The sequence below is a fragment of the Frigidibacter sp. MR17.24 genome (assembly GCF_037095655.1).
Lineage (GTDB): Bacteria > Pseudomonadota > Alphaproteobacteria > Rhodobacterales > Rhodobacteraceae > Frigidibacter.
This window is the reverse complement of sequence record NZ_JBAWKE010000006.1, coordinates 210,993-228,888: the sequence shown is the minus strand read 5'-3', so window position 1 is coordinate 228,888 and position 17,896 is coordinate 210,993. Positions and strand designations below refer to the sequence as shown.

General features: G+C 65.9%; 34 protein-coding genes. 26 read left to right on the top strand and 8 right to left on the bottom strand.

The annotated features are described in order from the left end of the window. Positions 1 to 871: 871 nt before the first annotated feature. From V8J39_RS18260 to V8J39_RS18235, 6 genes are all read right to left on the bottom strand, one after another. Entirely contained in the window at positions 872 to 1,678 is an 807-nt protein-coding gene (locus V8J39_RS18260) for an HAD family hydrolase (RefSeq protein ID WP_336462381.1), read from the bottom strand. After that, positions 1,678 to 2,781, bottom strand: a complete 1,104-nt coding sequence (locus tag V8J39_RS18255) for an AAA family ATPase (protein WP_336462380.1) — start codon at positions 2,779 to 2,781, stop codon at positions 1,678 to 1,680. The genes V8J39_RS18260 and V8J39_RS18255 overlap by 1 nt, the downstream gene beginning before the upstream one ends. 47 nt (positions 2,782 to 2,828) lie before the next feature. After that, positions 2,829 to 3,173: an IS66 family insertion sequence element accessory protein TnpB gene (gene tnpB, locus V8J39_RS18250; protein ID WP_336462393.1), complete on the bottom strand. Its 345-nt coding sequence runs from the start codon at positions 3,171 to 3,173 to the stop codon at positions 2,829 to 2,831. A gap of 2 nt (positions 3,174 to 3,175) precedes the next feature. Continuing rightward, a complete protein-coding gene (locus tag V8J39_RS18245) occupies positions 3,176 to 3,589 on the bottom strand; it encodes a hypothetical protein (RefSeq protein WP_336462379.1) in 414 nt (137 codons plus the stop codon). Between the two features lie 184 nt (positions 3,590 to 3,773). Continuing rightward, positions 3,774 to 4,220 (bottom strand): GIY-YIG nuclease family protein, encoded by a 447-nt coding sequence (locus V8J39_RS18240; protein WP_336462378.1) that lies wholly within the window; start codon positions 4,218 to 4,220, stop codon positions 3,774 to 3,776. A 94-nt stretch (positions 4,221 to 4,314) separates the two neighbouring features. Beyond that, positions 4,315 to 4,557: a hypothetical protein gene (locus tag V8J39_RS18235; protein ID WP_336462377.1), complete on the bottom strand. Its 243-nt coding sequence runs from the start codon at positions 4,555 to 4,557 to the stop codon at positions 4,315 to 4,317. A gap of 51 nt (positions 4,558 to 4,608) precedes the next feature. On the opposite strand from V8J39_RS18235, the gene V8J39_RS18230 reads away from it, so the two are divergent. From V8J39_RS18230 to V8J39_RS18105, 26 genes are all read left to right on the top strand, one after another. Beyond that, on the top strand, positions 4,609 to 4,932 hold the full coding sequence (locus V8J39_RS18230) for a hypothetical protein (RefSeq protein WP_336462376.1): 324 nt from the start codon (positions 4,609 to 4,611) through the stop codon (positions 4,930 to 4,932). A 300-nt stretch (positions 4,933 to 5,232) separates the two neighbouring features. Continuing rightward, positions 5,233 to 5,781, top strand: coding sequence for a hypothetical protein (locus V8J39_RS18225; RefSeq protein WP_336462375.1), 549 nt, complete (start codon positions 5,233 to 5,235; stop codon positions 5,779 to 5,781). Then, positions 5,769 to 6,506: a hypothetical protein gene (locus V8J39_RS18220; RefSeq protein WP_336462374.1), complete on the top strand. Its 738-nt coding sequence runs from the start codon at positions 5,769 to 5,771 to the stop codon at positions 6,504 to 6,506. The genes V8J39_RS18225 and V8J39_RS18220 overlap by 13 nt, the downstream gene beginning before the upstream one ends. Positions 6,507 to 6,715: 209 nt before the next feature. Next, the gene (locus V8J39_RS18215; RefSeq protein ID WP_336462373.1) at positions 6,716 to 6,970 is read left to right on the top strand and encodes a hypothetical protein; all 255 of its coding nucleotides are present in this window, start codon (positions 6,716 to 6,718) and stop codon (positions 6,968 to 6,970) included. Next, a complete protein-coding gene (locus tag V8J39_RS18210) occupies positions 6,970 to 7,167 on the top strand; it encodes a hypothetical protein (RefSeq protein WP_336462372.1) in 198 nt (65 codons plus the stop codon). Before V8J39_RS18215 ends, V8J39_RS18210 begins: the two co-directional genes overlap by 1 nt. After that, positions 7,167 to 7,415, top strand: coding sequence for a hypothetical protein (locus V8J39_RS18205; protein ID WP_336462371.1), 249 nt, complete (start codon positions 7,167 to 7,169; stop codon positions 7,413 to 7,415). Before V8J39_RS18210 ends, V8J39_RS18205 begins: the two co-directional genes overlap by 1 nt. Next, complete coding sequence (locus tag V8J39_RS18200) at positions 7,412 to 7,696, top strand: hypothetical protein (RefSeq protein ID WP_336462370.1); 285 nt, start codon at positions 7,412 to 7,414, stop codon at positions 7,694 to 7,696. Before V8J39_RS18205 ends, V8J39_RS18200 begins: the two co-directional genes overlap by 4 nt. Before the next feature lie 3 nt (positions 7,697 to 7,699). Next, a complete protein-coding gene (locus tag V8J39_RS18195) occupies positions 7,700 to 7,894 on the top strand; it encodes a hypothetical protein (RefSeq protein WP_336462369.1) in 195 nt (64 codons plus the stop codon). Between the two features lie 203 nt (positions 7,895 to 8,097). Beyond that, positions 8,098 to 8,310 (top strand): hypothetical protein, encoded by a 213-nt coding sequence (locus tag V8J39_RS18190; protein ID WP_336462368.1) that lies wholly within the window; start codon positions 8,098 to 8,100, stop codon positions 8,308 to 8,310. Beyond that, positions 8,310 to 8,471: a hypothetical protein gene (locus V8J39_RS18185; RefSeq protein ID WP_336462367.1), complete on the top strand. Its 162-nt coding sequence runs from the start codon at positions 8,310 to 8,312 to the stop codon at positions 8,469 to 8,471. Before V8J39_RS18190 ends, V8J39_RS18185 begins: the two co-directional genes overlap by 1 nt. Beyond that, on the top strand, positions 8,468 to 9,214 hold the full coding sequence (locus tag V8J39_RS18180) for an ERF family protein (RefSeq protein ID WP_336462366.1): 747 nt from the start codon (positions 8,468 to 8,470) through the stop codon (positions 9,212 to 9,214). The genes V8J39_RS18185 and V8J39_RS18180 overlap by 4 nt, the downstream gene beginning before the upstream one ends. Continuing rightward, entirely contained in the window at positions 9,214 to 9,840 is a 627-nt protein-coding gene (locus V8J39_RS18175) for a lambda exonuclease family protein (RefSeq protein WP_336462365.1), read from the top strand. The genes V8J39_RS18180 and V8J39_RS18175 overlap by 1 nt, the downstream gene beginning before the upstream one ends. Then, positions 9,837 to 10,046, top strand: coding sequence for a hypothetical protein (locus tag V8J39_RS18170; RefSeq protein WP_336462364.1), 210 nt, complete (start codon positions 9,837 to 9,839; stop codon positions 10,044 to 10,046). Before V8J39_RS18175 ends, V8J39_RS18170 begins: the two co-directional genes overlap by 4 nt. Positions 10,047 to 10,051: 5 nt before the next feature. Beyond that, the gene (locus V8J39_RS18165) at positions 10,052 to 10,510 is read left to right on the top strand and encodes a DUF1367 family protein (protein ID WP_336462363.1); all 459 of its coding nucleotides are present in this window, start codon (positions 10,052 to 10,054) and stop codon (positions 10,508 to 10,510) included. After that, complete coding sequence (locus V8J39_RS18160; protein WP_336462362.1) at positions 10,507 to 10,938, top strand: DUF968 domain-containing protein; 432 nt, start codon at positions 10,507 to 10,509, stop codon at positions 10,936 to 10,938. Before V8J39_RS18165 ends, V8J39_RS18160 begins: the two co-directional genes overlap by 4 nt. Continuing rightward, entirely contained in the window at positions 10,935 to 11,120 is a 186-nt protein-coding gene (locus V8J39_RS18155) for a hypothetical protein (protein ID WP_336462361.1), read from the top strand. The genes V8J39_RS18160 and V8J39_RS18155 overlap by 4 nt, the downstream gene beginning before the upstream one ends. Next, entirely contained in the window at positions 11,117 to 11,779 is a 663-nt protein-coding gene (locus V8J39_RS18150) for a hypothetical protein (RefSeq protein ID WP_336462360.1), read from the top strand. Before V8J39_RS18155 ends, V8J39_RS18150 begins: the two co-directional genes overlap by 4 nt. Then, complete coding sequence (locus tag V8J39_RS18145; protein ID WP_336462359.1) at positions 11,776 to 12,570, top strand: hypothetical protein; 795 nt, start codon at positions 11,776 to 11,778, stop codon at positions 12,568 to 12,570. Before V8J39_RS18150 ends, V8J39_RS18145 begins: the two co-directional genes overlap by 4 nt. Further along, positions 12,567 to 12,779, top strand: coding sequence for a hypothetical protein (locus tag V8J39_RS18140; RefSeq protein ID WP_336462358.1), 213 nt, complete (start codon positions 12,567 to 12,569; stop codon positions 12,777 to 12,779). Before V8J39_RS18145 ends, V8J39_RS18140 begins: the two co-directional genes overlap by 4 nt. Then, complete coding sequence (locus tag V8J39_RS18135) at positions 12,776 to 13,699, top strand: hypothetical protein (RefSeq protein ID WP_336462357.1); 924 nt, start codon at positions 12,776 to 12,778, stop codon at positions 13,697 to 13,699. Before V8J39_RS18140 ends, V8J39_RS18135 begins: the two co-directional genes overlap by 4 nt. Next, the gene (locus V8J39_RS18130; protein WP_336462356.1) at positions 13,699 to 13,962 is read left to right on the top strand and encodes a hypothetical protein; all 264 of its coding nucleotides are present in this window, start codon (positions 13,699 to 13,701) and stop codon (positions 13,960 to 13,962) included. Before V8J39_RS18135 ends, V8J39_RS18130 begins: the two co-directional genes overlap by 1 nt. After that, a complete protein-coding gene (locus tag V8J39_RS18125) occupies positions 13,959 to 14,204 on the top strand; it encodes a hypothetical protein (RefSeq protein WP_336462355.1) in 246 nt (81 codons plus the stop codon). The genes V8J39_RS18130 and V8J39_RS18125 overlap by 4 nt, the downstream gene beginning before the upstream one ends. Then, complete coding sequence (locus V8J39_RS18120) at positions 14,201 to 14,383, top strand: hypothetical protein (RefSeq protein WP_336462354.1); 183 nt, start codon at positions 14,201 to 14,203, stop codon at positions 14,381 to 14,383. The genes V8J39_RS18125 and V8J39_RS18120 overlap by 4 nt, the downstream gene beginning before the upstream one ends. Before the next feature lies 1 nt (position 14,384). After that, positions 14,385 to 14,549, top strand: a complete 165-nt coding sequence (locus tag V8J39_RS18115; RefSeq protein WP_336462353.1) for a hypothetical protein — start codon at positions 14,385 to 14,387, stop codon at positions 14,547 to 14,549. Then, positions 14,546 to 15,529 (top strand): site-specific integrase, encoded by a 984-nt coding sequence (locus V8J39_RS18110; protein WP_336462352.1) that lies wholly within the window; start codon positions 14,546 to 14,548, stop codon positions 15,527 to 15,529. The genes V8J39_RS18115 and V8J39_RS18110 overlap by 4 nt, the downstream gene beginning before the upstream one ends. A gap of 392 nt (positions 15,530 to 15,921) precedes the next feature. Beyond that, entirely contained in the window at positions 15,922 to 16,422 is a 501-nt protein-coding gene (locus tag V8J39_RS18105; protein ID WP_336462351.1) for a cell wall hydrolase, read from the top strand. On the opposite strand, the gene V8J39_RS18100 is transcribed toward V8J39_RS18105, so the two are convergent. Together V8J39_RS18100 and ychF are read right to left on the bottom strand one after the other, a co-directional pair. After that, positions 16,419 to 16,763 carry a GIY-YIG nuclease family protein gene (locus tag V8J39_RS18100; RefSeq protein WP_336462350.1) on the bottom strand — a complete coding sequence of 115 codons (345 nt, stop codon included), beginning with the start codon at positions 16,761 to 16,763 and terminating at the stop codon, positions 16,419 to 16,421. The genes V8J39_RS18105 and V8J39_RS18100 overlap by 4 nt on opposite strands. A 6-nt stretch (positions 16,764 to 16,769) precedes the next feature. Continuing rightward, positions 16,770 to 17,867: a redox-regulated ATPase YchF gene (ychF, locus tag V8J39_RS18095; protein ID WP_336462349.1), complete on the bottom strand. Its 1,098-nt coding sequence runs from the start codon at positions 17,865 to 17,867 to the stop codon at positions 16,770 to 16,772. Between the last annotated feature and the right edge of the window lie 29 nt (positions 17,868 to 17,896).

The window sequence follows — 17,896 nt, the reverse complement described above, 5'->3', positions numbered from 1 at the left end:
CGTGCCGGGACGCGTTCCTCAAGGTCGACGTAGCTGAACAGCGATCCCGTCGCCTCGTCCGATCCACGCATCGCCATCTCCACATATGCCGTGGTGTCGGTGAATCATGTTCCTCCAACGGCGTCGAGGCAGGGGTTTTTCAGCGGCCTGTTAGTCAAGCGGTGCGCGGTGGCGGATGAGGGCCCGCGCTAGGTGCGAGGGAAGGTATCGTGCTTGACGGCGGCGCTACTGGCTGGGGTGAGCTCTCGCGATAGCACCGTTGACCACTGCAACCGTCCGACCGTTGCTCAAGACTAGGCTCAGGACTTCGGTAACGGGGGCGTCTTTGTCAAGCGGCTTTGCGCATAGCTGGTCGCCCGCCATGGCGGGTGTCTTTTCTTTGCTTTGCACAAGCTTGGCGGAAGCGCGGCCCTCTTCGGTGGTCACCCGGGTGCATGCTTCGGTCCGTGGTCGGCGCGTTGGCCGCCAGCATGATGCCGGTTCTCTGCAGTTCCGACGTGCCCATCTCATAGGCGTGCTCGACCGGCACAGTCCTGACCACGGCATCGTCGGAACCACGTCCCTCGGGGGCCATCGCGCGCAGGGCAAGGCGAATAAAGTCTTCATCTTGGGGGGCATGTTCGTTCTCAGTTCCTGATAGATGCGATTGATCGAAGGGTTGCAACGCGACAGGGGCTCGATCGAACGGCTGGCAGTTTGCACTGCATGCGGCAGACGTGTGGGAGGACCGGCGATGGAACCCAGCAGGGGAGTTCAGCACCGCGCTCGAGCGCATTGGCCGTGGCCCCGCTGAGCGCCTGGTGTCGGGCTCCGGAGGTGCGAAGTGTTCATATCCGGCGCGGTCGGGTCTCCAAGAAGCCGCAAATCCTGTTCAAGGATCGGCGGCAGCCTTTGACTGCTTCGCGGTCTTCCTAGGAAAGCGCCCCAGCTGCTCGACGACAGCTGCCAGGCTGACAACCCGATGTGGCAGTTCGACGTGGCTTCGCTCGAAGTGCATCACCGGCAGTCCCATGCCCTCGGCGTCCGCCAGGCTGGAAGCGAACGTGTCGCCGATCAGAAGCACCTCTGTGGGAGCAGCACCCAGGTCCGACAGAAGCTGCTGGAGCAGTTCTCGGCCGGGCCGAAGCGCCGACTGTTCCGACGAGAAGACTGCGGCCTCGAACCTGCCACCAAAGAGCGCACGCAGTGCCGCGGCGTGCTCCATGGGCACGCAGCCGATGAGGGCAAGGCGATAACCCAACCCGCACAACTCATCGAGGGCCGTGAGCGCCCCGGGACGCAGCCGCATCGAACGGAGCTCAGCGGCAAGGTCCTCTGTCCAACTCGGATCCCACCAGACGCCACTTGCCCTCGCGTAGTCCGAGAGCGGGCCCGGATGGCGGCGCGGGTCGAGAGGGGACACCGACCGCCGAGCGATCTCCCGCCACGGGTTGCGGCGATCGGAGATCTCGGCGAGCACGCTCATCGCGTCGATGGCGACGGCGCGGACGTTCTCCAGGTTCACCCCGGCCGCCGAGCGGACCGGCAGCGGCGGTGCCGAAGCGATTGCGCTGGCGACCACTTCAGGGTCGGGCTCGGGTCGGCCCATGCGCCTGATCGACACCGCGCAGGCCACCGAGACGCCGAGCCCATAGACGACCGCGCCGGTCGCGAGAGCGATTTCCCAAGGCACGTTCATCAGTGGAACCTCGGTCGGTTGTCCTGATCCTCCGCTAGGGAGAGAAGACGGATCGCCGTCCGCAGGCTCGGTGACGCTGTCCGACCGGGCGCGGTCTCTAGCGCGGCCACCACGGCCTCGATCGCGCCATTCGACAGGCCTTGCCGGTGCTGCTGGCGGCGGACGAAACCCGTCAACTCGGGTAGGGTCAGCTGGCGCAGGCTCAGGATCGTGCAGCGGCTTCGCAAAGGTGCCGGCAGCCGCCGCTGGTCGTTGCTCGTCATGATCCAGCTGATCCAGGACATGTCGAGCGGCACGCGGAAATAGGGGCAGTTCCACGCTTTGGCACTGAGCGGCTCGAGCAGGGGTAGGAGCGCGCTGGTGAGGCTGTAGCTCTCACCCTTCGCGTTGCGATCGACCCCGGGCTTCTCAATCTCATCGATGATCACGCAGGGGTTGCCGATCTGATGCTCGATGATCGCCGTCAGAGGACGGCCGGGCATCGCCGAACTCCACCCTTTCTGTAGCCCCGCCACACCCCAGCCTGCGCCTTCGCCGCTTGCGTCGATGGCGATGGTCGGCACCCTGAGCTGCTCGGCGACGAAGCGCGCCCACGCGGATTTTCCGATCCCGGGCGGCCCGTCGAGCACGAGAGGCGGCAAGCGGAACCCCGGGTCGCCGTCCCGAACCGAGCGCCGCATCGCATGCCAAAGCGCGACGGTCGCCGGGGCCATCCACGGGAATTCCTCGTGCACCGCGGCGGCGATCCGATCGGCGTGATCTTCGGATTCGATCCGCACCAGGGCGACACCGTCGCGGACGCGCTCAATCAGCTCGCGGTCATCTTCTTTCAGCTGGGCGATGGGTCTGGCGGCCACATGCTGCGCAGCCAGGCACTTGGACCGGCGATTGATCCGGACGCCGACCTCGTAGGGCACCGACGGCTTGTCGACGATGTCGTGCACGGACAGGGAAACAGGTTTGCCGTTCGGATCAGCTTCCTGACGCTGCGGGTTCTTCCGCGCCTCCAGCCGAACCGCGAACGCGCGGAAGCGGTTGCGCAACGCGAACTCGTTATATCGCGGGTCGGGGTAGCGGGAGGCGACGAAGGGGATACGGGTCATCGGAATCTTTCGAGAAGAGTTCGAAATGCTCCACATGCGGGGCAATTTCAGAGAAATTTCGGGGTGCTGGTCTTCGGCGGAACGATGCGCCGCCATTCGCCGCCCTCGAAAAGCGCGGCGAATTGGACCTTGCTCAGCGCGTAGGGATCGGCTTGAGGTATCGGCCAGACGAAGCCTTTGCGGTGCATCCGCTTCGTGACCATAATCAGGCCAGTGCCGTCCCAGACGATCAGCTTCATCCGGTCGGCGCGCCTGGACCGAAACACAAATATGGCTCCGGAATACGGGTCGAGCTGGAAGGAGTTGGCAATATGACCGGCCAACCCATCCATTCCCTTCCGGAAATCAATCGGGCTGGTGGCGACAAAAATCCTGACATCGCCGGCGGGCATGATCACAACGACGCCCTCACAGCCTTCAAGATCTGTGCGAAGTGTTGACCGAGGCAATCAGGGGGGACGGAGATCGAGATGTCACCGAGGGTGACTACGCACACGTTCTGGGTCGGCGCACATGCCGCCGAGAGAGGCTTCTCGATCGCGGCAGATTGCTTCGGCGGGCGAGCGTCGGGCGCAACAACGAACTCGACGAATGACTGTTCTGCGTTAGTCGACCTCTTGGTCGCTACCCAGCTGTGAACCACCGAGGGGGCGGTCCCAAGTTCCTGACTGACAGCCTTGACCGAGGCTCCTGACTGAACCTTCTCAACAGCCATCCGCCTGATCTCGTCGGGCCAAAGGCTGCCGCGTTTCGATCGTTGGACCTCGATGCCCCAGATGACCGTCTGGGTGGGGTGTTCATCCGACATTTCTGCTTCCTCGGTAGGTGAACAGAGTATCGGAAATCCCTTATTTCATTGCCACAGGGGTCATATGCACCACTTACGTTCCACCGGTATTCCTGTGCGTTGGCGCTCTTGCCCTGCGGGATGCGCTGGATCTCGACGCCCGGGGCGACAGTGGCGCCGTAGCGCGCGGCGATCTCGGCAGCGGTCATTGCTGCACCCTCGCGCGCCTTTTCTGCGCCTGCACTTGATGTTGCGGGGCGGCGGCCTGCCTCGCGAAGCGCATGGCTCCTGCCAGATTGGCCGGGGCGCAGGATTTCAGGATGTCGGCCGGATCGGCGAACCATTCTCCGCGGACGCGAAGCCCGGCGAGGATCTTGTGCGCGGCGCGCTCGTCCCGCAGAACCGCCGGAACCTGCCAGTTCACCACCAGCTCGCGCCACGTGTGATACTGCAGGCTCTCGCAGCGGTAGCGGACATAGGCCGAGAACCCGATCTTCACCGGAAGGCCCGGCCCCTCGGACATGCAGTATAGCATGCCTCGGCGCTGGCCTTTTTCAGCCTCCGCCTTGGGCTTGGGAAGCGGGCGCATGACGTTCGGCTTGGCGCGGACCGCGGCGAAGGCTTGGGCGATTGCGAGTTCGATGTCGGTCATGCCACACCCCTCTCACGTTTTTTCTGCGGCGCGGCTTGATGTTGTTGGGGCGCGGTCACAGATGGTGCCTTATGGCACGACGAATGGCACACCATCAGGCAGCCCCGCGCTCTTGCGGCGGGTTGTCACGCATCCACTGGCGCAACGCCTTGGCGTCCTTCTCAGTCCGAAGGGCGCGGCCTTCCAGCCGCTCCCACAGTCGCGGGTTCTTGGTCGCATTGCGGCAGACGGTGACCGGCGACAGGCCGGTCAGCTCGCAGTACCGCTGGACCTCGGAGAGCAATGCATGAATGTCCGTCATGCCGCGCAGTGTGCCAATAGGCACATCAAAGATCAAGTGCCAACTGACACGTTGATCGGCATATCTGGTGCGCCTCTAACATGGCGCATGGCTTTCGAGTTTCAGCAGGCCCTAAAGTGGCACATGGAAGCAGAGGGCACGAAGATCGCCGATCTCGTGCGCTCCACAGGCGTGTCTCGTGATGTGCTGAACAAGCTTCTCAAGCGGCCAGACGTCACGACCAGCGTCGAGAACGCCATCCTGATCGCCAGCTTCTATGGGAAGACCGTGAACGAGTTCGTGCAGCGCCAGCAAGCCGCAGACATTGACAAGGCGGCTACGCTGTTCGGGCTTCTGACGCCGGAGGAGCGGAACATGCTTGCCGCACAGGTCCGCGGGATCCTGAACGCCCGCGCGTCGCTAGCATCCTGATCGCCTGACGCATGATCCTGGCCCGGTCACCAGAGTCCAGCTTGGCCCACTCTTCGGCGAGCTTGGCTGCGTCATCAGTTCCAACTTCCATCACCCTTCCTTCCTCGTCACCCGAGTCGGATGTTCGCAGTTTGTTCTCATCGCGTCCAGCCGCAGCACCTGCCAGTGAAGGAACTCCTAAACCGCAACGTCTAGGGGCCGTGGCGACAGGTGGGGCGGAATCGGGATGGCCTAAGTGCGTGATCTGGAAGGGCGGGAAGACGTGAAATTTCTTATGATTAACCAAGCAGTGGCGGGAACTTGGCGAACGTAAAGAGCATCTACCTCGCTAGCAAAAATCTGCCAGCGCGGCCAAAGTGGTCGAGGCCCGACAGAGAGACGACGTACACCTGGTTCGACGCCCCGATCGACATCGAAGGGGTGACGCAGACAGGCCTCTTCCTCCATGGAGGGGCCTACGCTCAGCATCCAGACGTGCACGTCACCTTAGAGTTGAAGGTTCGAACTGACGCAGGTAGATGGTTGCCACTCGAACGGGCTGACTGGCGCTCACTGAATGGCGGCCACAGCAACCCCCGAAGCGGTCGCGCGCCGTGGGCCGGAAAGTTGGCTGGAAGGCGGCTGTCGGACAGCCACCTTCACGAATTCTCGCTGAATTGGTCCGAGGCCGAGCAACGGATGAGAACGCCACATTTGAAAATTGCTCGCGAGTTTGAAGCGCCACTGGATGACTTTGAGGCGCTGCGAGACTATTTTGGGGAGCGAACACGGATCGAAAATATCGAGATCGTGCCGGAGCCACCTTGGGTGCGCGACCTATTCACAGGTATTGGCCAATGGGCGAACTGATCGACATCAAGGCACTAGCAGAGAAAGCTGCGGCGGGGCTGGTGTCACACCGCGCCTTCCAAGGCGTGTCTTATATCTCGCTGCCGATGGTTTACCCTGGTGGCGACTCCGTGACCGTCGAGATCAGGTATTCGCCCAAGGGTATCCGAGTGAGCGATAACGGCTTTGCGTATCGCGACGCCGAGGACATCGGTGTGGCCCGAGGCTTTACCCGCGTAGCAGCCTCGATAGCAAGCAATCATGGGTGTGAGGTCATCAGAAGATCCATCTGCACGACATGCTCACCACAGGAGCTTGACCGCGCCATCATGGATGTCGGGATGGCATCTCACTCTGTGGCCGAAGCGCTGTCGTCGCGAGCCGAAGTTGAAGCTGAGCTGACCATTGCCGACGAAATCCACACGAAACTTGATCGGCTGATCCCAGAACATGTGCGCTACAATGCGAGAATCCTGGGATCTTCTCAGACGGAATGGGAAGTGACCGCGAGCGCCAGCGTTGGCGGCAAACAAGTCATCTTCCACGCGGTAACCAACCACCCGATCGCCATCTACAGGACCAGTACAGCGTTCCATGACATCCGCGCAGGACAAGGCAATCCGATCTGCGTTTCTGTCGTGCACCGGAAGGATGTGATGGGCCCACACCTCGGCATCCTCGCTCAAGCTGGTCACGTGATCTCGGCCAGCGACCCAGACAAGGCATTCATGAGTGCGATGAGCTAGCACCCAGACTTCGCACCTAGCCGCCTCCCCAAGCCCCGCCCTCACCCGGCGGGGCTTTTGCTTTGGTGTGGTGCGATTCGGTATGGTCCGAGCACTTCAATATGCCAATCGGCACATTTTTCTCTTGCGGTGTGCCAATTGGCACGTCATATTCATCTCATCAGCCGGCGACGAAGACGAGCCCGGCCCCCTCTAACGGGAGACATGAGATGACCAGCCGCTACGCCTTCCACCAGTGCCTCACCATTCGCGACATCACCCGCAGCTATGCCTACCTCTGCAACAAGCGGAACGTGACGCTGGACAACGCCAACGACGCCTCGCTGATCCGCGAGATCGACGGCACCGACATCGTCTATGACCGCTACGCCGGTACCATCGGCAGCATCCCCGCCGGTCTGCGCGGAGCGGCCCGCATCGGCGCCGCGCTGCGCATCGTCCGCGACTTCCGGGCGGCCGCCTGATGCCCGCCCCCATCTGGACCCGCCCCGAGATCATCGCCGCCCGGGCCTATGACCTCGACGGCACGCGCATCCGCCGCCCGATCGGCGCCATCAACCACCGCGTCTCGCTGGCGCAGATGCCCGAGCTGCCCGCCGCGCACGTCATCGCCTCGACGCGCGGCCCCGGCAGCACCGGCGGCGCGGGAGGGCGGCTGTGATGGGCGCTCTCGACGATATGCCCGCAAGCCCCGTCATGGCGTTCCCTGTTTCGTCCGGTGAGGGCGAGTATTGGCAGGAGGGCATGACCCTGCGCGACTGGTTCGCCGGGCAGGCGCTGGCTGGCGAGATGGCAAACTCCGAAGTCGGCGTCTGGTCGGTGGGAGCGGCCGATTACAGCCTGCTCGTCCGGGCGCGGCTGTTCTATCGCTTCGCCGACGCCATGCTCGCAGCGCGGGAGGCCAAATGATGGGCCTGCACCAGCACCCCGCCAGCGTCCTTCCGATCCCCGGCCGCGTCGCTGCCCCCGGGACACGGCACCGCAAGTATGCGGCGATCGAGGCCATCACCAAGGCCGCCGAGGCCCTGCCCGCCGCCAAGGATCTGCTTCTGCTGATCTGCGACGCGGAGGAGGTGTCCCACACCGAGGACTACGCCGCCTACTGCGAGGACGTGAAGGCCGCCGCAGAGGCCTACCACGCCGAAGCCGAGGGCGAGCGTGATTACGACCACCGCCAGGACGAGGACTGAGCCATGCAGCTTCGAGACACCCACTACGTGACCGTCGAATGCCGGGCCGGGCAGATCATGAGGTCTGCCGCCGCCGCGTTCTGGTGCGGTGATGACGCCATCGCCCACCTCGACAGCGAATGCCACAAGTCCTTCCTGAGCTTGGCTGAAGCCATGGGCTACGACGTGACCCGCCGCCCAGCCCTCGCGGCCGAGTGACTGACCCGGGACAGCTCACGGAGAGCACCCGATTTGTAATCGGGCGGAGGGCGCGACGGCGCGAAGGGTTCGACTCCCCCTCCCGGCCAACCCGACACCCGCAGCACCGCCTCCCTGTCTCGATGCGCTGCGGCACTAGCCCCCGGCTGTTCTCTCTTCCCGGCCGGGGACGTCTTTCACCAGTTTCAACCGGAGCAGATCCGATGATGCACACCGCCGACGTTTCCCGCCTCGCGCCTGCTCCTCGCGACACCTTCGAGGACGGCACGCTTGCGCGCTGCTGGCCCGATGAGGCGCGCGCCAAGCCGCCGATGCTCGGCGTGGCTCTGGTGATCCTCGCCCCGGCCGGGCTGCTGATCTGGGGCCTGCTGGCCTACGCCACGGCCGTCACCCTGTGGCCGTGGGGGGCGATGTGATGCCGACCTTCCGCGCCCTCTCTCTCGCCTTCCTCGGCGGCGCTGCGATGGCCGGCCTTCTCGGCCCGTTCGCCCTCGCCGTCGCCCTCGACCTCACCACGCCCTGCCCCCGCTGCTGGACCGCGGACGGCACGGCCATGCTCACGGAGGCCCGCAAGTGAACGCCATCGCTAAGCACGAACCGCAGGACGGGCCGGTGCACCTGCCGGCCATCACCCCGCTCGGCATGATCGAGCGCGCCATCGAGAAGGGCGCGGACGTCACCATGATCGAGAAGCTGATGGAGCTTCAGGAGCGCAACGAGCGCAATATCGGCCGGCGCGCCTTCGACCAGGCGCTCGCAGCGGCCAAAGCTGAGTTCAAGCCGATCCGCAAGTCCGGGAAGGTGAGCCACGGCCAAGGCAAGACCGCCTTCGAGCACGAAACGCTGGCCGACATCGAGGCCGCCATCTCCGCCCCGCTGGCGCGCTATGGCCTGCACTACCGCTTCCGCACGCAGCAGACCGACAGGATCTGCGTGACCTGCATCATCGCCCACAAGGACGGGCACAGCGAGGAGGTGATGCTGACCGGCGCGCCCGACACCAGCGGTGCGAAGAACAGCATCCAAGCTGTCGGCAGCACGACGACCTATCTCCAGCGCTACACCCTCAAGGCCGCGCTCGGGCTCGCCGCCGCTGCCGACGACGACGGCGAGCAGGCCGACCAGCGGCAGGGCAACGAGAACATCACTGCCGACCAGTGGCAGGAGCTGTCGCGGCTGATCGAAGACGCCGGGATCGGTGAGGACGTCGTGCTGACGGCCGAGAAGATCGCGGCGCTCGACTTCCTCCCGGCCCGCCGCTTCGACGGCCTCAAGGCGAAGCTGCAGAAGACCATCGCAGCCCGGAAGGGTGGCCAGTGATGGAGCAGCGCAGCACCGAATGGTTCGAGGCCCGCCTGGGCAAGGTCACCGGCAGCAAGATCAGCGACGTGATGGCCAAGGGACGCAGTGGCGCGCCTTCGGCCACCCGCGCCAACTACATGGCGCAGCTGGTTGCAGAACGCCTCACCGGCGCGCCCTACGAGAGCTTCCAGAGCGCGGCCATGCAGCACGGGACCGAGACAGAGGATCAAGCTCGGGCCGTCTACACCATGACCACCGGTAACGCCGTGGCAGAGATCGGGTTCTGCCCGCACGCGACGATCCCGATGGCCGGCGCAAGCCCGGACGGCCTGATCGGAGAGTTCGGCCTGATCGAGATCAAGTGCCCCAACACTGCGACGCACATCGCGGCGCTCCGGGGGGCGTCGATCGACGGCGGCTACATGAAGCAGATGCAGTTCCAGATGATCTGCACCGGCCGCCTGTGGTGCGACTTCGTCAGCTTTGACCCGCGCATGCCCGACGAGATGCAGCTTCTGGTCCGCCGCGTGGATGCTGACTTCGACATGCAGGAGGAGATCACTGCCGAGGTGCGCAAGTTCCTCGCTGAGCTGGACGAGATGGAAGCCGACCTGCGCGCCCGCTTCATGGCGGAGGCAGCATGACCGCCCGCGACAATACCATCCGAGAGCTGATCCGCGACGCCGCAGAGAACACCGGCTGGACCGATGAGGGCCTTCTGATCGACCTCGCCACGGCCGGCCTGATGCTCGCCGACGGCAAGGCCGAGACGGACGAGAACCGCGAGGCCGCGCGCGACGAGGTGCAGCGCGGCTGGGACAAGCACTTCAAGATCCACTTCGGAGGCTGACGGACATGGCCGACCTTTCCTTCATGCGCACCCCTGCCGGGCTCGCACCCGCCGACAGCGCCGCTGCCGAGTGGTTCGCCAAGGTGAAGATGGGCCAGCCCGTCACCGCATCCGTGCGCTTGCCCCGCAACGGCAAGTTCCACCGCAAGTTCTTCGCCATGCTCGACGTGGCCTATTCGAACCACGAGTGGCCCGAGATGCAGACGAAGTTCGGAGCGGTCCGCACGAGCCCCGAGATGTTCCGCAAGTACGTCATCGTGAAGGCGGGGCACTACGAGGCGGACATGACCCCGCACGGCGAGATCCGCGTGGTCCCGAAGTCAATCGCCTGGTCGAAGATGGACGAGGCCGAGTTCTCGCAGCTCTACAGCGACGTGCTCGACGTGATCCTCGCCGAGTTCCTGACGAACTGGACCACTGGCGACATGGATCGCGCGGTCGAGCTGATGATGGGGTTCGCATGACCGCGCACATCGGCAACCTCGCCGGCCGCCCGCCGCTGGGCCTCAAGGCCGACAAGCTCGAGCCGAAGGGCCTGCGCCGGTCTGCCCCGATGCGGACCAAGCCGAAGCCCGTCACCCGGGCGAAGGCTAACCCGGACTACCTCGCCCAGGTGCGAGCCCTACCCTGCGTCATCTGCGCCGGCTGGGGCCTCCGCCAGCTCACCCCGACGCAGGCGCACCACCCGATCCACGACCGAGGCTCACAGGCCAAGCGCCCTGATGACACCGCAATCCCCCTCTGTGACGGGCACCACCAAGGCGACTGGGACACCTCCAAGATTGCCGTCCACCGCGAGCCCGAGCGCTGGCGGCAGGAGTACGGCCCCGACACCGACTTCATCGAAATGACCCGCGATCAGCTCGGCTGGACCGGGAAGGAGACCGCATGACCACCGACATCGCCGTCACCGCTCAGCGCGCCAAGCGCATCCACGCCCTGCGCGCCTGGTTTATCGGTGGCGTCCCCACCGCGGCCGACATGGCGACGATCGACAAGCGGATCGCGCAGGACAACGGCTGGCCGATCGAGGCCGTCCGCGCCGTGCCGATCGTGGCGGAGGTGGTGGGGTGAAAAGCGCTCAACCGCTCCGCGTCCTCATCGGCTGCGCCACGAGCTGTGTCGCCCTCGACGCCTTCCTCGCGCTCGGCCACGACGCTTGGCAGTGCGACCTCCTGCCAGCGGACAAGCCGACGAACCGGCACATTCGCGGCGACATCCGCGATGTGATGCACCAAGGCTGGGATCTGATGCTGGTGTCGAACCCGCCCTGCACCCGGCTGTGCAACTCCGGTGTCCGCTGGCTCAGCGTCCCGCCGCCGGGCAAGACCGAGGCCGAGATGTGGGCCGAGCTGGACGAAGGCGCCGCGCTGTTCTCGGCATGCCTCAATGCACCAATCCCGCGCGTCGCGGTCGAGAACCCGGTGATGCACGGCCACGCCCGCGAGCGGATCGAGAACTGGATCCGCCCGCAGATCGTGCAGCCGTGGTGGTTCGGCGACCGGGCGTTCAAGGCGACCGGGCTTTACCTGCGCGGTCTGCCGCCGCTGGTGCCGACGCTGAAGCTCACGCCGCCCCGGCCGGGCACAGACGAGCACAAGGCCTGGTCGGGCATCCACCGCGCCTCGCCCGGGCCTGACCGGTGGAAGATCCGGAGCAAGACCTTCGCCGGCATGGCCGCGGCATGGGCCTCGCAATGGGGCGGCTACGCGCTCGGCGAGGTGGCGGCATGACCAACCTCGACGAAGACCTTGCTCCGACGGTCAGCTCAGTGGGGGCCACGTCGATTGCCCAAGACCGCAGCGCTTGCGATCACCGCGCCGCGGCATTCGATCACCATGTGCCCAGCGGCATCCGCAGCTTGGCAAAAGGCGGCGCGCGCCCGCGCAGCCGAGCCGCCGCGGAGCCTGAGTTCATAGAGCTCGCGCTGCGCCGTGACAAAAGCCGTGCTGAAGACGTCACCCCACTCGCGGGCAAGAAGGAGCTCCATCGCTTCATCGACATTGCTGACGGTGTGGCTGCGGACCGGGTCGTTGGACAGGGTCAACATGAGGGGCACGCCCCAAGCGTTCGACATTTTGGATCCTCCTCGAAACTTGGTGGGCCTGCTGCCGAGGCGAAGGACTGCAGCAGGACCGAAGCCGAAACCCCCGAAATCGTTTCCCGTTCCGAAAAGGTGTCACGGTTCGAAGATGAAGCCGCTGACGGTGGCAGTGCCGTGTCCTTCTCCGAAGTTGACCACGCTCGGTTCGAACTCGAGGACGAGGTCTTCGCTCTCAATTCTCCATGGCGTCACGCCACTCGCATGGCGCGCAAGATCTTCGGGCGGATTGACGATGTAGGCCGTAAGCAGCCTGGATCCCGCCTCGAACTCGATGGTGTAGCTCGCGACCTCACAGAGCCGCTGATCGCCTCGCTTCATGCAAAGCATCCTCTCCTCCCTCCGCTGGTGGCATTCACCAATCTGGCGCAAGAGAGGCTCGCCCGTAAAGGGATCTGCAAACAGGGCGGGCCGCTCGAATGACCGACTGGCGCAACCGCCCCCTTCCGCCCGTCAGCAGCGAGCGCAGCGCCACCTTCGGCCCGCCCGCCGTGCGCGGTCTCGTCGCCCGGCACAGCGAAAGCATGGAGCCTGGCTGGCGGTTCGATCCGGACCGCGTGACCTTCGAAACCCTACCCGATGGCCAGGTCTGCGCGACCGCCGTCGGCGTGCCTGCGGGAGACGACGCATGACCTACACCAAAGAGCAGATGCGGGCGGCTTTTGGCGCTGGCGTGAAGCATGAAGAGGCTACGCTTGTCGCTGGCATGGTTGGAAACACGCTGCCGCACGCTGACACAGCCTTCGCCGAGTTCCTCGCCACCCTCACCCCCAAGGCCCCCGCCGAGCCGGTGGCTGGGGAGAAGAGGGACGCAGACTGCGCGAACAGTCATCACTCCGACCGACAGCCTTTGATCTCTGGGGACTGGATCGCCTTCGCCGATCCGCCCCATGTGTCACGGATAGCGGCACCGCGGGCCGCCGCCGAGGCAGAGCGCGACACGCTGCGTACCAAGCTGCAAGTCATGCACCGCCGAGCGCAGCGGGTCGAGGGCAGGTTGTCCCGCACCGCCCGCTTCCTGAACAGCCTCATCGGCTATTTCGAGGCCATGGATCGAAAGCGGTTCGCTGCGGATAACAGCTGGTTCTGGGTGATCCAGTATCTGCGTTCCGCCCGCGATCATGCGCGACAGGGCAGCGGGATGGCCATCGGGCTTTGCTATGTCGTCTACTCCCGGATGGCCGATCAGGAACGCGCCAAGGTGGCAGCCGCCGAGGCCGAGCGTGACGCGCTTCGGGCGGCGCTGGATGAAATCGCTTGCTGGAACGATAGCTTCGCCAATGACCGCCTGACCGCAACCGGCAGCTATGGCGGCTTTGATGAGCCGGGAGCCGTAGAGACGGCTCGCACTGCCATAGCGCGGCCCATTGCTCTTACGCCCGGCGCGCGGCCGACGGAGGAAGGCTTTGACATCAACCTGGGCTCAGGCGCAGTGGGCCATCTGCGCGAGATGTATCGGCCAGCATATGACGCGCTCGGCCCCAGCGGTCGCCTGTCACTGCGGAACTGGATCAATGCCCGCCAGCGCGCCGAGACGGAAGGTGGTGCGTGATGGGGGACCAGATCCAAGCCCAATACCATGCTGTGATGAACCGCATCGCCAAGGACATCGACGTTGCCCTGAACGGACGCAGGAAGCCAAGCAAACGTCCGACGGTAGGCTTCATCCTTCTCACCGCCGAGTTCGGCAAGATCGACGGCGGGCGCGTGAACTACATCAGCAACGGCGAGCGCGAAGACATGATAGCGATGCTGCGCGAATACCTCGCCCGCATCGAAGGGCGGTACTCCGAACCGAAGGAGACCCGGCAGTGATCTCCCTTGCCATCGAGGGCACTACGCGCCGTATCGGCAAGTCGCAGGGCTACAACGGCCTATGCGTGCGGGACTTTGTCTATGCCGACGGCACACCTGCCATGCAGACCCGCTGGCAACCCACCCCTGCGGAACTGGCTGCGCTGGCCTCGGGCGCTCCGATCACCGTGACGCTTCTTGGATCGGCACACCCGCCTATCTTGATCACTGTCGAGCCGGAGATCAGGGAGGATCGCCCATGACCGACCAACCTTTTGTCGACGGCGCTCGCGCGCAAACGATGCTGCGGGACTTCAACCGCCTTCGCGCCGCCATCCGCCGCCACGACAGCTTCGCGGCCGAGGCGGCATGGGACGATTGCGAGCGGTGGGTGGACCAGCTGCGGCCGGTCACCGGCGCCGCCACAGCGAAGGAGGGCTGACATGGGGAAGCACGCCGTTCCGACCATCCCGAAGGCCACCAAGCGCGACATCGACGAATGGCTCGCCAAGGGCTACGACGTGGATGTGCGCGCCGATGGCTCCATCGGCATCAAGCACCGGGCCGCCGAACCCGACGACTTCGACAGGATCGATTTCCGCCGATGAAGCGCCAACTCCCTGCCTACATCTACGACAAGGGCGGCGTGCTCTACTTCCAGCGCCGCGGCTGGCCGTCGGCGCGCATCGCCAGCGCGCCGCACACGCCCGAGTTCGCCGCCGAATATGCGCGGATCCTGGCAGGCGCGCGACCGGCCTACACCGGCCGCAAGACCTTCGCCGCGCTGGTGAAGCTCTACGTCGCCAGCCCCGCCTATGGCAGCCTGAGCGTCCGCACCGCGCGCGATTACGACAAGGTCCTCGCCTGGATCACTGAGAAGCTGGGCGAGCTGCCGGTCGCCGGCCTCAAGCGCAAGGACGTGATCCGGGCTCGAGACGCGAATGCCAGCGCCCAGCGCTTCGCCAACTACATCGTCCAGGTGCTGCGGATCGTGCTGAACCACGCCCACGACCTCGGATGGGTCGAGACGAACGCAGCAAAGGGCGTCTCGCTGCTGAAATCGACCGGCCCGGAGCGCGAGGCATGGCCCCCTGCCCTGATCGAGAAGTTCCGCGAGGCCGCATCCGGCCGCACGCTGCTGATCTTCGAGCTGTGCCTCGGCACCGGCCAGAGGATCGGCGACGTGCTGAGGATGCGCTGGAGCGACATTGACGGCGACGGGATCGAGGTGAAGCAGGGAAAGACCGGCACGCCCCTATGGATCCCGCTGACGCCCCGGCTGCGAGCCACGCTGGACGCGACGCCTCGGGTCGGACTGACGATCTGCGCCTGGGGCAAGAACGGGAAGCCGACCAGCTACCGCGGCGCGGCCGATCTGGTCATGGCGGTGCGCGAGACCGTCGGCGCCAAGGACTTCGACCTGCACGGCCTGCGCTACTCCGCCGCCGCCGAGCTTGCCGCGCTGGGATGCACCGACGAGCAGATCGCGTCGATCACCGGGCACAAGAGCCTGCGCATGGTGGCGAAATATGCCGGCGCGGTCAGGCAGCGCGCCCGGGCCACCGAGGCGCAGGGAAAGCGGAAATGAGCGGACCGCAGGCAGCACGCAGCACCGGGATCGGGGCTAAAATTCGCTCCGCAACATTCGCGATATGTTCACGACATGTCCGGAGATTTCCGCAGCAGACTATCTAGGAATTTCAGGCGCTTGCGGATGGATTTGCAATCCGCTGCGTAACCTCTCCGCCAACCCGCCCCGATCTTCGCCGCGAGGGCGTCGATCTTCGCGCTGCGGGGTGGCATCCGAGGCTTCGCGACAGCCCCCGCAGCAAGCCCGGCCTGTTTACGGGCTGTCCGTCACGCGCGCAAGGGGTCGTTTCGACCGTCCACCGCCACCGGGAGGCATTGATGCGCGCGGCCCGCCGCTGCTAGACTCGCCCGCAAAACAACCGTGGTTCATCGAGCAGCAGGACCCCACCCATGACCTTTCGCCGGCTGCGGCTGGCGTCCCCCGCCCTGGCGCTCGCGCTGCTGGCGGGCTGCGGCGCCTTCCGCCATCACACCGAACTCGACTGCATGGAACGCGCCATGTACTTCGAATCGAACCGGTCCAGCCGCGACGGCATGGTCGCCGTCGGCAGCGTGGTCATGAACCGCGTGCAATCGGGCGACTATCCCCGCAGCGTCTGCGGCGTCGTCGGCCAGCGCGGCCAGTTCGCCCCCGGGGTGATGTCGAAGCGGATGCAGATGAACACCGCGCCGATGATCCCCGAGGTCGCGCGCTCGGTGCTGGCGGGCGAACGCCACCCGCTGATCGGCAATGCCAAGTTCTTCCACACCGCCGGCTACCGCGCGCGCTACACCAACATGCACTACGTGCTGGTGACCGGCGGCAACGCCTTCTACGAGCGGCGCGACCGCGCCGACGTCACCCAGCCGGTCCCGCCCGGCGCGCTCGAGGGGCTGACGGGCTGGCGCTAGGCCCGCAGGCCGGCCGCCAGCCGGCGGCGCAGGGCACGGTCACGCTTGAGATGCCATTCGCGGCTCATCGCCGCGCGGCGCGAGGGCAGGCATTCCGCGTAGAGAAGCGCCCAGCCGCCGCCGCGGGTCGACTTCGCGCCGCGGGTCAGGCCGGAATTGTGCTCGGCCAGCCGACGGTCGAGGTCGAGCGTCCAGCCGACATAGGTCGCGGCGCCCCGGGGCCCGAGCCGGCCGAGGACGTAGACGAAGGCCCGCGCCTCCCCCGGCCCCGTGACTGGCCCCGAAACCGGCGCCGGGCCGGGCTCACGCTCCGGCTCCGGCTCCGGCTCATGCTCCGGCATGGCCGGTCAGGCGTTGAACAGGAAGTGCAGGACGTCGCCGTCCTTGACCTCGTAGGTCTTGCCCTCGACGCGGAACTTGCCCGCCTCGCGCGCGCCGGCCTCGCCGTTGCCGGCGACGTAGTCGTCGTAGCCCACGGTCTCGGCGCGGATGAAGCCCTTCTCGAAATCGCCATGGATCACGCCCGCGGCCTGCGGGGCGAGCGTGCCCTTGTGGATCGTCCAGGCGCGGGCCTCCTTGGGACCGACGGTGAAGTAGGTCTGCAGGCCCAGCAGGTCGTAGCCCGCCCGGATCAGGCGGTCGAGACCGGCCTCGTCCAGCCCCATCTCCTCAAGGAACATCGCCTGCTCCTCGGCGTCGAGCTGGCTGATCTCCTCCTCGATCCGGGCCGAGATCACGACGGTCGCGGCGCCCTGTTCGGCCGCCATCTTCGCCACCCGCTCGGACTGGGAATTGCCTTTCGCGGCCGAGGCTTCCTCGACGTTGCAGACATAGAGCACGGGCTTCGCGGTCAACAGCTGCAGCATGTCCCAGGCGCGGCGGTCGTCCGCGGCCACGGCCACGGTGCGGGCGGGCTTGCCGCCTTCCAGCACCGCCAGCGCCTGGCGCAGCAGCCGGTCCTGGTCGACCGCCTCCTTGTCGCCGCCCTTGAGCTTGCGCGACAGGTTGGCCAGCCGGCGTTCGATCGATTCCATGTCGGCGATCATCAGCTCGGTCTCGATCGTCTCGGCATCGGCGATCGGGTCGACGCGGCCCTCGACATGGGTGATGTCGCCATCCTCGAAGCAGCGCAGGACATGGGCGATGGCGTCGGTCTCGCGGATGTTGGCCAGGAACTGGTTGCCCAGGCCCTCGCCCTTGCTCGCGCCCTTCACCAGGCCCGCGATGTCGACGAAGGTGATGCGCGTCGGGATGATCTGCTTCGACCCGGCGATGCCCGCCAGCTTGTCGAGCCGCGGATCGGGCACGGCGACGTCGCCAACGTTCGGCTCGATCGTGCAGAACGGGAAGTTTGCGGCCTGCGCCGCGGCGGTGCGGGTCAGGGCGTTGAAGAGGGTGGACTTGCCGACGTTCGGCAGCCCGACGATGCCCATGCGAAAGCCCATGCTTCTCTCCGGTCCGAAAGCGGTTTTCA